Origin of the sequence: Streptomyces sp. NPDC005761 (genome assembly GCF_040630635.1) — a bacterium.
GTDB lineage: Bacteria > Actinomycetota > Actinomycetes > Streptomycetales > Streptomycetaceae > Streptomyces.
Genome location: NZ_JBEXXX010000040.1, coordinates 1 through 14,627, shown reverse-complemented (window position 1 = coordinate 14,627; position 14,627 = coordinate 1). Strand labels below are relative to the sequence as shown.

The 14,627-nt window shown below is 70.4% G+C and carries 8 protein-coding genes; 6 read left to right on the top strand and 2 right to left on the bottom strand.

What is annotated here, in order from left to right:
- The first annotated feature begins 248 nt into the window (after positions 1-248).
- Positions 249-1,271 carry a VOC family protein gene (locus ABZ434_RS28315; RefSeq protein ID WP_359142522.1) on the top strand — a complete coding sequence of 341 codons (1,023 nt, stop codon included), beginning with the start codon at positions 249-251 and terminating at the stop codon, positions 1,269-1,271.
- A 69-nt stretch (positions 1,272-1,340) separates the two neighbouring features.
- Here the strand turns inward: ABZ434_RS28315 and ABZ434_RS28310 are convergent, their stop codons facing one another.
- Positions 1,341-2,900 (bottom strand): arabinogalactan endo-1,4-beta-galactosidase, encoded by a 1,560-nt coding sequence (locus tag ABZ434_RS28310; RefSeq protein WP_359142609.1) that lies wholly within the window; start codon positions 2,898-2,900, stop codon positions 1,341-1,343.
- 57 nt (positions 2,901-2,957) lie between these two features.
- Entirely contained in the window at positions 2,958-5,003 is a 2,046-nt protein-coding gene (locus tag ABZ434_RS28305) for a beta-galactosidase (RefSeq protein WP_359142520.1), read from the bottom strand.
- A 181-nt stretch (positions 5,004-5,184) separates the two neighbouring features.
- Between ABZ434_RS28305 and ABZ434_RS28300 the strand changes: the two genes are divergently transcribed.
- From ABZ434_RS28300 to ABZ434_RS28280, 5 genes are all read left to right on the top strand, one after another.
- A complete protein-coding gene (locus ABZ434_RS28300; RefSeq protein ID WP_359142518.1) occupies positions 5,185-6,504 on the top strand; it encodes an extracellular solute-binding protein in 1,320 nt (439 codons plus the stop codon).
- The gene (locus ABZ434_RS28295) at positions 6,501-7,427 is read left to right on the top strand and encodes a sugar ABC transporter permease (protein ID WP_359142516.1); all 927 of its coding nucleotides are present in this window, start codon (positions 6,501-6,503) and stop codon (positions 7,425-7,427) included. The genes ABZ434_RS28300 and ABZ434_RS28295 overlap by 4 nt, the downstream gene beginning before the upstream one ends.
- Complete coding sequence (locus ABZ434_RS28290) at positions 7,424-8,290, top strand: carbohydrate ABC transporter permease (protein ID WP_359142514.1); 867 nt, start codon at positions 7,424-7,426, stop codon at positions 8,288-8,290. Before ABZ434_RS28295 ends, ABZ434_RS28290 begins: the two co-directional genes overlap by 4 nt.
- A 41-nt stretch (positions 8,291-8,331) precedes the next feature.
- Entirely contained in the window at positions 8,332-9,366 is a 1,035-nt protein-coding gene (locus tag ABZ434_RS28285; protein WP_359142512.1) for a LacI family DNA-binding transcriptional regulator, read from the top strand.
- A gap of 1,101 nt (positions 9,367-10,467) precedes the next feature.
- Positions 10,468-14,541 (top strand): carboxypeptidase regulatory-like domain-containing protein, encoded by a 4,074-nt coding sequence (locus ABZ434_RS28280; RefSeq protein WP_359142510.1) that lies wholly within the window; start codon positions 10,468-10,470, stop codon positions 14,539-14,541.
- Positions 14,542-14,627: the final 86 nt, after the last annotated feature.

Sequence of the window (14,627 nt, the reverse complement as noted above, 5' to 3'; positions counted from 1 at the left end):
GCGGGACGCGTAGCGCGTCCCGCCCTTCCTCGTCCCGTGGAGACCGGCGCCCGGCCCGGCGGCCCGCGGGGTCCCGGCCGTCCGTCGTGCGGGCCTCGGAACACACGAGTCCTGGCACGGCCCTCCGCCAGGCCGGAGCCGGTGACCGGGAGCGACGCGAGCTTCGCCTTGCACCGGCCGGCCCATGTGAGCGCCCCCGGCGCTCAACTCGCTGGACCTCGGCACGGGTCAGCCGAGACAGTGACCCCATGACTTCACACGTACACCACGTCACCGTCGACTGCGCCGACGCCTACAAGCTCGCCACGTTCTGGGCCGAGGTGCTGGGTTCCTCCCTCGCCGACGACGACTTCCCCGGTGACCCCGAGGCGCTCGTCGAGTCCCCCGGGGCCGCCCTGCTGTTCGTCACCGTGCCCGAGCCGAAGAGCACCAAGAACCGGGTCCATTTCGACATCCAGCCCGACCGCACCCGGGACGAGGAGGTCGAGCGGCTGCTCTCCCTCGGCGCCACCCTGGTGGCCGACCACCGCAAACCGAACGGGCGGGGCTGGGTGACCCTGGCGGATCCGGAGGGCAACGAGTTCTGTGTGGAGTGCAGCGCGCGCGAGAGGGCGGCACTGACCGGGACGCGGCTGCCGGTCACCGCGGACGACGTGACGTCGGCGGTACGGCTGGCGGTGGACACGCTCGCGGAGTCGCCGGCAGAGGACTGGCACATTCCTGCGGGCACGCTCGCCTGGGACTGCTGGGAGACCGTGGAGCATCTGAGCGACGACCTCTTCGCGTACGCCGTACAACTCGGCCCGCGCAAGCCCTCGTTGGAGAGAGACGTGCCCTATCGCTGGGCTCCGGACCGCGAGGGCGGCCCCTGGAACGCGATCTCCGCGGACCCGGAGGCAGGAACCGCGGGGCTGCTCCAGACCCTGGAGGCGAGCGGCGCGCTGCTGTCCGCGATGGTGCGGACGGCCTCGCCCGATGTCCGCTCTTTCCACTCCTACGGCGTCTCCGACCCGGAGGGCTTCGCCGCGATGGGCATCGTGGAGACCCTCGTGCACATGTACGACGTCGCTGCCGGTCTGTCGCTCTCCTGCGCCCCGCCCCAGGACCTGTGCGACCGGGTGCTCGCCCGGCTCTTCCCCGACGCCCCGGCCGACGAGGACCGGTGGACCGTGCTGCTGTGGTCCACCGGCCGTGCGGATCTGCCGGGCCGCGAGCGCGTGACGTCGTGGAAGTGGCACGGGGCCCCGCTGGACGGGACCCCGCAGCCGTAGGGCGCCTCGGGCAAGCACCGTCCGCCCGGAGGACGGGCGGAGCCCTGGGGCCCTCCCTGATCCCGTTCCCTACCGGTGGGAGAACCAGGTCGCTGCCGGGAGCAGCTTCGTGTCGTAGCCGAAGAGTGCCTGGTTCTCCCAGGCGTTGCCGGAGGCGGGGTCGGCCGGGTCCCAGCCGCTGCCGCTGACGGCGGTCCACGCCGGCTCCCAGTACACGGCACCCAGTCCCCGGCCGCCGGGTACGGCCTCGACGACGTTCATCACGTCACGCAGGTTGGCCGCCTGGCCCGCCGGCGTGGCGGGGTATCCGGTGACGAGCTGGTCCGCGGTGGCGATGTTGTTCTCCAGGCCGTCGGCGTCCGCGAGGGTGTGGGCGTAGGCCGTCTCGGCGACCAGCACCGGCTTCCCGTACCGGGAGGCGGCGTCGTCGAGATTGGTCTGGAGGTCGTTGAGCGGGCCGTGCCAGTACCCGTAGTACGAGAGCGCGATGACGTCGAAGGGCACGCCGTACGCGACGGCGTTGTCGAACCACCAGCGGGTTCCCGCATTGTCACCGCCGTTGGCGAGGTGCAGGGCCACCTTCGTGCCGGAGGAGACGGCCTTCGCCGCGTTCGCGCCGGAGGTGAGCAGGCCGGCGAGCTGGGACCAGTTGTCGGTGGACCCCTCGGGCCAGAGCATTCCGGCGTTGGTCTCGTTGCCTATCTGGACCATGTCGGCAGTGGTGCCCTGTGCCTTGAGGGCCGCCAGCACGTCGTGGGTGTGGTCGTAGACGTCCTTCTTGAGCTGTGTGTAACCGTGGCCGGACCAGGCGGCGGGCTTGTACTGCTTGCCGGGGTCGGCCCAGGCGTCGGAGTAGTGGAAGTCGACGAGGGTCTTCATGCCGAGGGCCTTGGCGCGCTTGGCCATGGCCAGGACGTGGGTCCTGTCGTTGTAACCGTCGGCCGGGTTCACCCACACCTTGAGGCGGACGTAGTTCATCCCGGCGGACTTCAGGAGCCCCATCGCGTCCCCGGTGGTGCCGCTCGCACTGCGGTAGACGGCGCCGTGTGCCTCGTTCTTGGGGAGAGCGGAGAGGTCACCGCCCTTCACGGTCAGCCCGGTGGAGCCGGGGGTGAAGGTGATGTCGTCGAAGTTGGCCCACTCCCCCGCGTGGGCGTCCGAGTTCAGGCTGATCGTGCAGGAGCCGCCGGTGACCTTCACCGAGGTGACGAGACGGATCCAGGCGCCGTTCGCGGTGGGCGGGAGGTCGGTGCGCTGTTCGGCGCTGCCGCAGTTGCGCAGGGCGATGTACGCGGAGTTCTGGCCACCACCGGAGCGGACCCAGGCGCTCAGGGTGTAGGTGCCGCCGGTGAGGCCGGTGAGGTACTGGTACGTCTCCACCTTGTAGGCGGAGGCGGACCAGTGGCTGAGCCGGGTGCTGCCGCTGTGGCCGCCCGCCTCGGTGAAGGAGGCGGCGTTCTGCCCGCCGGCCGAGTAGGTCGACCAGCCGGAGCCGCCGGACTCGAAACCGGTGTTGGCGGGGGCGGTGGCGGTCGTGGCCGCCTGGGCCGGGAGTGCGGCCAGCAGGAGGCCGGAGAGCGAGGCCGCCAGCACCGCCGTTCTCTTCTTGCCGTGCGTCGTTCCGTACATCGTCGATGTCCCTTCGACCTTGCGCGGGAAGTGCATGGGGAGGAGCGGTCGTGCACCTCAGCCGTCGAGGTGGACCACACGGACGGCACCTGCCGGGACGGCGAGGTGGCCCGTGGCCGGTTCTTGGGTGAGGAGTTCGGTACCGGGGGCGTCGAGGGGCACCTTGGCCTCGCCCCCGGTGTGGTTGATGACGAAGAGGTACGTGCCGCCGGCGCCGGTGCGGGTGACCACCTCGACGTCGTACGGGAGGCCGGTGCGGGGGGCGATGCGGGCGTCGGCGCAGGCCCGGTCGAGGACGGCGTCCAGGTCGGCTCCGGTCAGGCGGGTGGAGACGTACCAGGCGGTGCCCTCGCCGAGGCGGTGGCGGGTGACGGCGGGCCGGCCGGCCGGGATGCCGTCGGCGTACGACCACATGGTCTCGGCGCCGCGCGGGATCACGACGTCCGACCAGAGGTCACCGGTCAGTTCGGGGCCCTCGGGCGCACCCTCCGGGGTGATGAGACGGACGGTGCCGCCCGCGGCGAGCGGGGAGAACTCCTCGACCGTCAGCCCCAGTACGTCCCTGAGCGCGCCCGGGTACGGCCCGGGGTGCACGGCGTCATCGGCGTCGACGATTCCGGAGAAGTACGAGACGACGAGCGTGCCGCCGCCCTCCACGTACCGGCGGAGGTTGCGGCCGGACTCCTCGGTGGCGAGGTACAGGGCCGGGACGACGACCAGGGGGTAGCCGGACAGGTCGGCATCGGGGTGGGCGAAGTCGACGGTGAGGTGCCGGTCGAAGAGCGAGGCGTAGAAGGTGTCGGCGCGCTCGCGGGCGTCGTGGTCCTGGCTCGGGCGCCACTCCAGGGACTGCGCCCACCAGGACTGCCAGTCCCAGACCATGGCGACGTCGGCGACGGTCCGGGTGGTGCGGATCCCGTCCAGCAGACCGAGATCGGCGCCGAGGCGCGAGACCTCGCGCCAGATCCGGGAGTCCGTGCCGGCGTGCGGCAGCATCGCCGAGTGGAACTTCTCCGCGCCCCGCAGCGACTGCCGCCACTGGAAGAACATCGCGCCCTCGGAGCCGCGGGCGACATGGGCGAGGCTGTTGCGGGCCATCTCGCCGGGCCGCTTGGCGGGGTTGCGGGGCTGCCAGTTGACGCCGCCCGCGGAGTGCTCCAGGAGCAGCCAGGGGGCGCCGCCCGCGACCGAGCGGGTCAGGTCGGCGGCCATGGCGAGGTTGACATGGGTGCGGCGGCCGTCGGTGATCAGGTAGTGGTCGTTGGTGACGAGGTCGACCTCACGTCCCCAGGCCCAGTAATCCACCGAGTCGCACTGGCTGAGGGCGGTCATGAAGTTGGTGGTGACGGGGATGCCGGGGGCGAGCCGGTGCAGGATGTCGCGTTCGGCACAGAAGTTCTCGCGCATGGTGGCGTCGGCGAAGCGGGTGTGGTCGAGCTGCTGGGCGGGGTTCCCGACGGTGGGAGTGGCGCGGGGCGGGTCGATCTCGTCGAGGCTGCGGTAGCGCTGGCCCCAGAAGGCGGTGCCCCAGGCCTCGTTGACGGCCTCGACGCTGCCGTGGCGGGCGGAGAGCCAGCGGCGGAAGTGGCCGGCGCAGCTGTCGCAGTAGCAGGCGCTGACCGGGACGCCGTACTCGTTGTGGACGTGCCACAGGGCGAGGGCCGGGTGGCTGCCGTACCGGCGGGCGAGCTGTTCGGTGATGTTCGCCGCGGCGGCCCGGTAGTCGGGGTTGCTGTGGCAGATCGCGCCCCGTGATCCGAAGGCGTACCGGACCCCGTCCCTGCTGACCGGCAGGGCCTCGGGGTGCGCCCGGTAGAACCAGGCGGGCGGCGCGACGGTGGGGGTACCGAGGTCGGCGCGGATGCCGTTGACGTGCAGCAGGTCCAGGAGCCGGTCGAGCCAGCCGAAGTCGTAGCGGCCCGGCTCCGGCTCCAGCAGCGCCCAGGAGAAGATCCCGACGCTGACCATGGTGACGCCGGCCTCCCGCATGAGGCGCATGTCCTCGTGCCACACCTCTTCGGGCCACTGCTCGGGGTTGTAGTCGCCTCCGAATGCCAGCTGGTGCAGACCCTGCGGGGCAGTCGCGCGAGGGGTGTGCGGCATGGGCGTCTCCTGGGCTCTTCGGTACAACTTTCTGGGAACGTGCACACACACTCTCGGTGGCGCAGAGCCAACATAACCGCACAGCATCAACCATTGACAAGTGTCGGTTTCGTTTCTCTACTGTGAACGCTCACAGCGCACATCAGCGCTGCACCCTCGCTTCTCGTCAGGGGAGACATCCATGAAGTACCGCATCGTCGCGGCGTCCTCGGCCGCCGTGCTCGCCGCCACCGCACTGCTCACGGGCTGCGGCTCGTCGGACGACGACGGCGGCGACGGCCCGGCCGCCTCCGGCCCCGCGTCGCTCACCTACTGGGCCTGGGCCCCCGGCCTGGACAAGGTCGCGGACATCTGGAACAAGGGCGAGGGCAAGAAGGCCGGCATCACGGTCACCGTGAAGAAGCAGGCCTCGGGCGACGACCTGGTCACCAAGATCATCACCGCGGCGAAGGCACACAAGGCCCCCGACCTGGTGCAGGCCGAATACCAGGCGCTCCCCACCCTGGTCTCCAACGACGTGCTGGCCGACATATCCAAGGAGGCGGGCGACGCCGAGGGCGAGTTCGCCGACGGCGTCTGGCAGCAGGCGACACTGGGCTCGGACGCCCTGTACGCGCTGCCGCAGGACTCGGGCCCGCTGATGTTCTACTACCGCCAGGACCTGTTCAAGCAGTACGGGCTCTCCGTCCCCACCACCTGGGAGGAGTTCGCCGAGACCGCCCGCGCGCTGAAGAAGAAGGCGCCGGACAAGGACCTCACCACCTTCTCCTCGAACGACTCAGGCCTCTTCGCGGGCCTCGCCCAGCAGGCCGGCGCCCAGTGGTGGACCACCTCCGGCGACAAGTGGAAGGTCGCCATCGACGACCCGGCCACGCAGAAGGTCGCGAGCTTCTGGGGCGGTCTGGTCAAGGAGGGCGCCATCGACAACCAGCCGATGTACACCCCGGCCTGGAACAAGGCGCTCGACACCGGCAAGCAGATCGCCTGGGTCAGCGCGGTCTGGGCACCGGGCACCCTCACCACCGCCGCGCCCGACACCGCGGGCAAGTGGGCCATGGCCCCGCTCCCCCAGTGGAAGTCCGGCGAGAACGTCACCGGCAGCTGGGGCGGCTCCTCCACCGCGGTCACCACGGACTCGAAGCACAAGGAGGCCGCGGCCACCTTCGCCAAGTGGCTGAACACCGACCCCGCCGCGCTCGCCGCACTGGTCAAGGAGAGCGGCATCTACCCCGCCGCCACGGCCGCCCAGACCGGTGGCGCGCTCGCGAAGCCGCCGGCCTACTTCGCCAACCAGCCGGACTTCTACACCGCGGCCGCCGAGATCGCCAAGGGCACCGCACCCGCGGCCTGGGGCCCGAACGTGAACGTCGCCTACACCGCCTTCAAGGACAACTTCGCCGAGGCCGCCAAGGGCAGGTCCGACTTCGCCCCGGCCCTGACCGCGATGCAGGACGCCACCGTCGCCGACCTGAAGAAGCAGGGCTTCGGAGTCTCCGAGTGACTCGCGCACGCCGCCGGAAGCCGTACGGGGTCAAGAGCGCCCCGTACGTCTTCCTGATCCCCGCCACCGTGCTGTTCCTGCTCTTCTTCGCCCTGCCCATCGGCTACGCACTCCAGCTCAGCTTCCGCCGGACCGAGGTCAGCGGCCTGGGTCTCGGCAAGGGCGCCCGTCGGGAGGTCTGGGCCGGGTTCGCCAACTACACCGACGCGCTCTCCGACTCGGAGCTGCTCCACGGGGCACTTCGCATCCTCGGCTACGGCGCGGTCGTCGTCCCCGTGATGCTGGGCCTCGCCCTGCTCTTCGCCCTGCTCCTGGACACCGAACGGCTCCGGCTGCGCGGCTTCACCCGGCTGGCGATCTTCCTCCCGTACGCCATCCCGGGCGTCGTCGCCGCCCTGATGTGGGGCTTCCTCTACCTGCCCGACGTCAGTCCGTTCTACTTCCTGCTGGACAAGGCGGGTCTGCCGCAGCCCGATCTGCTCGACGGCGGACCGCTCTACCTGGCCCTGGCCAACATCGCGGTCTGGGGCGGCACCGGCTTCAACATGATCGTGATCTACACCTCTCTGCGGGCCATTCCCGCCGAGATCTTCGAGGCGGCCCGGCTCGACGGCTGCTCCCAGCTGCAGATCGCGCTCCGGATCAAGATCCCGATGGTGGCGCCGTCACTGGTGCTCACGTTCTTCTTCTCGATCATCGCGACCCTGCAGGTGTTCAACGAGCCGACGACGCTGAAGCCGCTCACCAACTCCCTCTCGACCACCTGGAGTCCGCTGATGAAGGTCTACCAGGACGCCTTCGTCAACAACGACATCTACGCGGCGGCCGCCCAGGCGGTCATCATCGCCGTCGCCACCCTGGCCCTGTCCTTCGGCTTCCTCAAGGCGGCCAACTCCCGTACGAAGCAGGGAGGCTCCCAGTGACCACGCCGCACCCGAGGCCGCTGCCCGCGGCCCCGCGCCGGTTCGCCGTCGTGCCGACCGCCGCCCTGCTGCTCGGCGCTCTGTACTGCCTGCTGCCCGTCGCCTGGATCCTGGTCGCCTCGACCAAGTCCGGCAGCGAGCTGTTCTCCACCTTCACCTTCCTGCCCGGCTCCGGTTTCGCGGACAACATCGCCGATCTCTCGGCGTACCGGGACGGCGTGTACTGGAAGTGGATGGCCAACTCGGCTCTCTACGCGGGTGTCGGCGCGCTGCTGTCCACGGGCGTGTCCGCGGTCTCGGGGTACGCGCTGGCGGTGTACCGCTTCCGCGGCAGGGAGAGCATCTTCAACATCCTGCTCGCCGGGGTGCTGATGCCGCCGGTGATCCTCGCCGTGCCGCAGTACCTGCTGATGGCGAAGGCCGACCTGACCGACTCCTACCTGTCGGTGATGCTGCCGGTGATCCTCTCCCCGTACGGGGTGTACCTGGCCCGCATCTACGCGGCGGCCGCCGTGCCGGGCGATGTGATCGAGGCCGGGCGGATGGACGGCGGCGGCGAGTGGCGGATCTTCCGGACCATCGCGCTGCCGATGATGCTGCCGGGCCTGGTGACGGTCTTCCTCTTCCAGTTCGTCGCGATCTGGAACAACTTCCTGCTGCCGTACATCATGCTCGGCGACGACGAGAAGTTCCCGGTCACCCTGGGGCTGTTCACCCTGCTCCAGCAGGGCTCCAACACCCCGGCCCTCTATACGCTGGTGATCACGGGGGCGCTGCTGGCGATCGTCCCGCTGATCGCCCTGTTCCTGGTCATCCAGCGTTTCTGGAGCCTCGACCTGCTCTCCGGGGCCGTAAAGTCCTGACGGGCCCCGCCAGGACGTCACTTGATGAAAGATCACGCACCATGAGCCGCACAGAACAGACCGGTACGGGACGCCGACGGCCGCCCACGATCCATGACGTGGCGCGGGAGGCGGGCGTCTCCCGGGGCACGGTCTCCCGGGTGCTGAACGGCGGTCACAACGTCAGCCCGTCCGCGCTCGACGCGGTCAACACCGCCATCCGCAAGACCGGTTACACGGTGAACCGCCACGCCAGGTCACTGATCACGGGCCGCTCGGACTCGGTGGCGTTCCTGCTCACCGAGCCCCAGGAGCGGTTCTTCGAGGACCCGAACTTCAATGTGCTGCTGCGCGGCTGCACGAGCGCGCTCGCCGCGCACGACATCCCGCTGCTGCTGATGATCGCCGGCACGGAGGCGGAGCGCCGCCGGAACATGCGGTACATCGCCGGCCACGTGGACGGGGTCCTGCTGGTCTCCAGCCATTCCGGCGACCCGGTCGCCGCGCAGCTCCACGAGGCCGGTGTCCCTCTCGTCTCCTGCGGGAAACCGCTCGGGCAGAAGTCGAAGGTCAGCTATGTGGCGGCCGACGACCGGGACGGCGCCCGGGACATGGTGCGTTTCCTGTACGAGTCGGGGCGCCGCCGGATCGGTACGGTCAGCGGCCCGCTGGACACCCCGGGCGGGGTGGAGCGGCTCGCCGGCTACCGCGAGATGCTGGCCGACTGCGGGCTGCCCGCCGACGACGCGCTGATCGTGCCGGGCGACTACAGCCGGGCGGGCGGCGAGGCGGCCGCCGGGCTGCTGCTGGAGCGGGCCCCCGACCTGGACGCGGTGTTCGTCGCCTCGGACCTGATGGCGCAGGGCGTGCTCGCGGCGCTGGAGAGGTCCGGGCGCCGGGTGCCCCAGGATGTCGCGGTGGGCGGTTTCGACGACTCCCCCGCGGCGCTCGCCTCCCGTCCGGCGCTGACGACGATCCGCCAGCCCTGGGACCGGATCAGCGCCGAGATGGTGCGGGTGCTGCTGGCGCAGATCGGCGGGGAGGACCCGGCCGCCGTCATACTGCCCACCGAGCTGATCCGCCGCGAATCGGCGTAGGGGCGGGGCCGCTCTCGCCTTCCGGCGGTCCCACCGGGACCGGCAGCCGCCGGCCCGGAGGGCCGGGCCCGGAGGGCCGGGCCCGGTGAAGCCCCGACCGGTGAAGCCCCGACCGGTGAAGCCTCACGGCGCCCGCGGCCCGTTCGGGGCCTGAGCGCTTGACACCAAGGTTGTCTAGACCTCTAAGCGGCAAGCGAGCTCTGCCTCCGCGCCGACGCCGGCCGCCGCGACGACCGACGGGAAAGCCCCGGCACAGCGGGCCCCACACCCCGGCCGACATGGGCCCGCCCCTCCGGATGGAAGACCACTGGCCCTGGTTTACCTTTCGAACCCTGCCGGTATATGCACCGAACTGCTGAAGATAAACCTCCGGATACCCCCTGCCGTTCAGCCGGACTTCCATCCGACACCTATCCGGCCTGCAGAACCGGCAAAGCGGAGTCACCTTTTCCATTCATGCCTGTACGCAGAAATTCATCACACCGGTGCAACTTACACAGATCTTGTCCTAAAGCGATCCCTCGGACCCACCGCCCCCCGACAAAGGAGCCGGTCGGAGCCACCAGGCAAGATCGGCGGGGCCAGAAGGCCTTCCCGGACGGCTGGAATCGAACCCTGCACCCTGGCGGGTTTCGACTCCCTTCCTTCCGCACACCGCTCGGCCGCCGACGGTCCTGCACCACCCGCCAGGAGGCCCGCCGCTCCTCACAATGAGCTGAACAGGGCCCAAATGGCGCGCATTGGACGCCACCGCGCGCCGGCCTGGACGCCTGGAGGAACAGGGGCGTGAAGCCCGGTGCCTAGACCATTGAAAACGCCCGGGCGCCCTTTTCTCTCGATTCGCTCGAAAATGACCCCCTTCAGACCGCAGGGAAATAAATCATTAACGATTGCGTCATTGACATATGCCTCTCGAATGCCGACTAAGTGGTGGACGGCGAAAACGATTCGCCGTCGACCTGTAAAGCGTGTGGTCGACCCGTGCATCACATGGGAGACACGCAATTGTCTGTCACCGGCATATCCCGTCCGACTCTCAGACGCAGGAGATCGACCTGGACCGGGCTGACCGCCCTGGCCAGCGCTTCAGCCATCGCCGTGATGGGACTCACCGCTCCCGCGGCGACCGCGGCGGCCCCCGCCAGTTCCGACCTCGGCACCAAACCGTCCGTGGAAGCCTCCTGCGCCGAACCCGGCCCCGGTGAGGTCCGTTGCTTCGCGCTGCGCCGTACCGACGTGGCGGCGAAGGAGGGTGTGCAGCCCAGCGCCGCCACCCCGAGCGGGTGGGGCGCCACCGCGCTCCAGGGCGCCTACAACCTGTCGGCCGACGGCGGGGCGGGCCAGACGATCGCCATCGTCGATGCCTACGACGACCCGACCGCCGAGGAGGACCTCGCGGTCTACCGGGCGCAGTACGGACTGCCCGCCTGCACCACGGACAACGGCTGCTTCAAGAAGGTCGACCAGCGGGGCGGCACCGACTACCCGCAGGCCGACAGCGGCTGGGCCGGTGAGATCTCGCTCGACCTGGACATGGTCTCGGCGGCCGCGCCGTACGCGAAGATCGTGCTGGTCGAAGCCGATTCCGCCAGCTTCGAGGACATGGGCGCCTCGGTCGACCAAGCGGTCGCGCAGGGCGCCAAGTACGTCTCCAACTCGTACGGCACGGGCTACTCCAGCACTCCGGGCAGTGGTGAGGACCCGTCGGAGACCACCGACTTCGACGCCCACTACAACCACCCGGGTGTGGCCGTGGTCGCCTCCTCGGGCGACAGCGCCTACGGCGTCTCCTACCCCGCGGCGTCGCAGTACGTGACCTCCGTGGGCGGCACCGCGCTGGAGCAGGACTCCTCCACCACCCGTGGCTGGTCCGAGTCGGTCTGGTTCAACAGCTACGGCGGCCCGGGCTCGGGCTGCTCGGTCTACGAGACCAAGCCCGCCTGGCAGGAGAGCACCGGCACGGACTGCGCCAAGCGCGCGGTCTCCGATGTCGCCGCGGTCGCCGACCCGTTGACCGGTGTCTCGGTCTACCAGACCTACGGCGGCGACGGCTGGGCCGTCTACGGCGGCACCAGCGCCTCGTCACCGATCATCGCCGGTGTGTACGCCGCGGCCGGCACGCCGACCGCGGGCTCCTACCCGGCCGCCTACCCCTACGCGGCCGGCGGCAGCGGTCTGAACGACGTCGTCGACGGCGACAACGGCTCCTGCACCCCGGCCAAGCTGTGCACCGCCGGTACGGGCTGGGACGGTCCGACCGGACTCGGTACTCCCAACGGCGTACAGGCCTTCCGCAACGGTCCGCACGGCGTGCTGAGCGGCACCGTCACCAGCAGCGCTACCGGCGACCCGGTCGCGGGCGCGGAGATCACCGCGGGTGACTCCCAGGCCACGTCCGGAGCGGACGGCACCTACGCGCTGACTCTGACGCCCGGCACCTACGACCTGACAGTCGCCGCATACGGCTACACCACGGCCACCGTCTCCGGCATCGAGATCACCGACGGCGGCTCGGTTACCAAGGCCCTCTCACTCGCCCCGGTTCCGACCCGGACCGTCTCCGGCAAGGTCACCGACGGCTCCGGCCACGGCTGGCCGCTCTACGCGGCGGTCAGCGTCGAGGGGATGCCGGGCGCGCCCGTCATGACCGACCCGAGCACCGGCGCCTACGCGGTCGACCTCCCGGCCGGCAAGTCGTACTCCCTCAAGGTCACCAGCAACTACCCGGGTTACCACAGCGCCACCAAGGACATCACCGTGGGCGACTCGGCGGTCTCCGCCCCCGTGAGCCTGCCGGTCGACGCCTGGGCGGGAACCGCAGCGGGGTACACGGTGACGGACGCGGGTACCACCGAGCCCTTCGACTCGACCACGTCGGCTCCCGAGGGCTGGACCGTCGACAACGCCGAAGGCACCACCGGCGGCTGGCAGTTCGACGACCCGGGCAAGCGCTCCAACACCACCGGCGGCAAGGGTGCCTTCGCCATCGTGGACAGCGACAAGGCGGGCAGCGGCAAGATCCAGAACTCCACGCTGACCAGCCCGTCCTACGACTTCTCGGGCGTGGATCTGCCCGAGCTGAGCTACCGGACCAGCTACAAGCCCTACTCCAGCCAGAAGGCCGACGTCGAGGTGAGCTCGGACGGCGGCACGACCTGGTCCACGGTCTCCTCGCACACCACCGCTGTCACGGGTTCCAAGATCACCGTCGCGCTCACCGACTACGCGGGCAAGTCCGACGTCCGGGTGCGGTTCCACTTCACCGGCAAGTTCAGCTGGTGGTGGCAGCTCGACGACGTGTTCATCGGCTCCCGCAGCCTGTCGACCGTCCCCGGTGGACTTGTCGTCGGGCAGGTCACCGATGCCAACACCGGTGACGGCATCACCGGGGGCACGCTCGACGGCACCGGCGAGGGCGCCGTGAGCACGACCTCGGCCGCCACCCCGGACGACGCGGCGCTCGGCGACGGCTTCTACTGGGCCTTCGCGCCGGCCGGCAAGCAGACCCTGACCGCCGCGAAACCCAAGTACACCAGCCTCTCCAAAGCCGTGACCCTCGCCGCCGACTCGACCGTGACCAAGAACTTCTCCCTCAAGGCCGGCCGTCTCAAGGTCACCCCGGCCGCGGTGAACGCCCCGGTCGCCTGGGGTGGTTCGGCGGCCAGGACCGTCACGATCAAGAACACCGGTGGTGCCGACGCCACCGTCAAGCTGGCCGAGCAGGCAGGCACCGTCACGCCGGCCGCTTCGGGTGCGCCGCTGATCAGCAAGAAGGGGGACTACTCACCTCTGTCGGCGAAGGGCCGGGCCGGCAGGTCGGCCGGGGCCGCGGCCGCTCCGGCCGAGGGTGGCGACGCCTGGCAGACCGTGGCTGATCTGCCCGACGCCATCATGGACAACGCGGTCGTCGCCGGCAACGGCAAGATCTACTCGGCGTTCGGCTACGACGGCACGGACGACACCCGTTCGCTGTACTCCTACGACGCGGCGGACGGCTGGACGAAGCTGGCCGACGCGGCCGACACCCGCGAGGCTCCGGCCCGCGGCTTCATCAACGGGAAGCTGTACATCGCCGGCGGCTGGGGCGCAAGCGGGGCGCCGGACGCCAAACTGGAGATCTACGACCCCGCCTCCAACACCTGGACGACCGGTGCCTCCTCACCGGCGCCGCTTGCGGGCTCCGGCTCAGCCGTCCTCGACGGCAAGCTCTACTCCGTCGGCGGCTGCACCACCGCCTGCGGCTCCACTTCGGTGACGGTCTACGACCCGTCGGCCAACTCGTGGTCCACCGCGGCGAACTATCCCGAGAACGTCGCCTGGGAGTCCTGCGGCGCCATCAGCGGGCTGCTGTACTGCTCCGGCGGCACCAACAGCGCCGGCGAGCTGAAGTCCGCATACGCCTACGACCCGGCAGCCGACTCCTGGTCCGCCCTGCCGGACATGCCGAAGACCCTGTGGGCCTCGTCCTCCACGGCGGCCAACGGTCTGCTGCTGATCTCCTCCGGCGTCAGCGGAGGAGCTCTCACCAACGCGGGGTACGCCTACGACCCGGACGCCGGGACCTGGTCGGCCCTGCCCAACGCCGATGTGGCGACCTACCGCGGCGGTGGCGCCCCGGGCTTCTACAAGGTCGGCGGTGCCAACGCGCCCAGCACCCCGTCCACCGCCGTCGAACTGCTCGCCGGCTACGACCAGACCGGGGGCTCGGACGTCAGCTGGCTGGCGCTGGGCTCCTCGGAGTTCAAACTCGCTCCGGGGGACAGTGTCTCGGTCGCGGTGACGGTGAAGTCCTCGGTCGACGAGATCACCCAGCCGGGTGAGTTCACGGCCGCGATCGGCATCTCCGCCACCACCCCGTACCCGGTGGCTCCGGTCCCCGTCACCATGACGGTGGCCCCGCCGAACACCTGGGGCAAGATCACCGGAACGGTGCTCGGCAAGTCGTCCACCGGAACCACGGCTCCCCTCAAGGGGGCGACCGTCCAGATCGACTCGTGGGCATCCTCGTACACCTTGATCACGGACAAGGACGGCCACTACGCCCTCTGGCTGGACGCCCGGAACAACCCCCTCTCCGTGATCGTCGCCAAGGACGGTTACGCCCCGACAGTGGCCACCGTCAAGGTCGCCAAGAAGGGAACCGTGACCACCGACTTCACCCTGAAGAAGGCCTGAGAACGCGGCGGGGGGGGGCGGGGGGGCCGGGCGCCCCGCGGGGGGCCCCGCGCGCGCGGCGCGGCGGCGGGGGGGGGGGCGGCCCG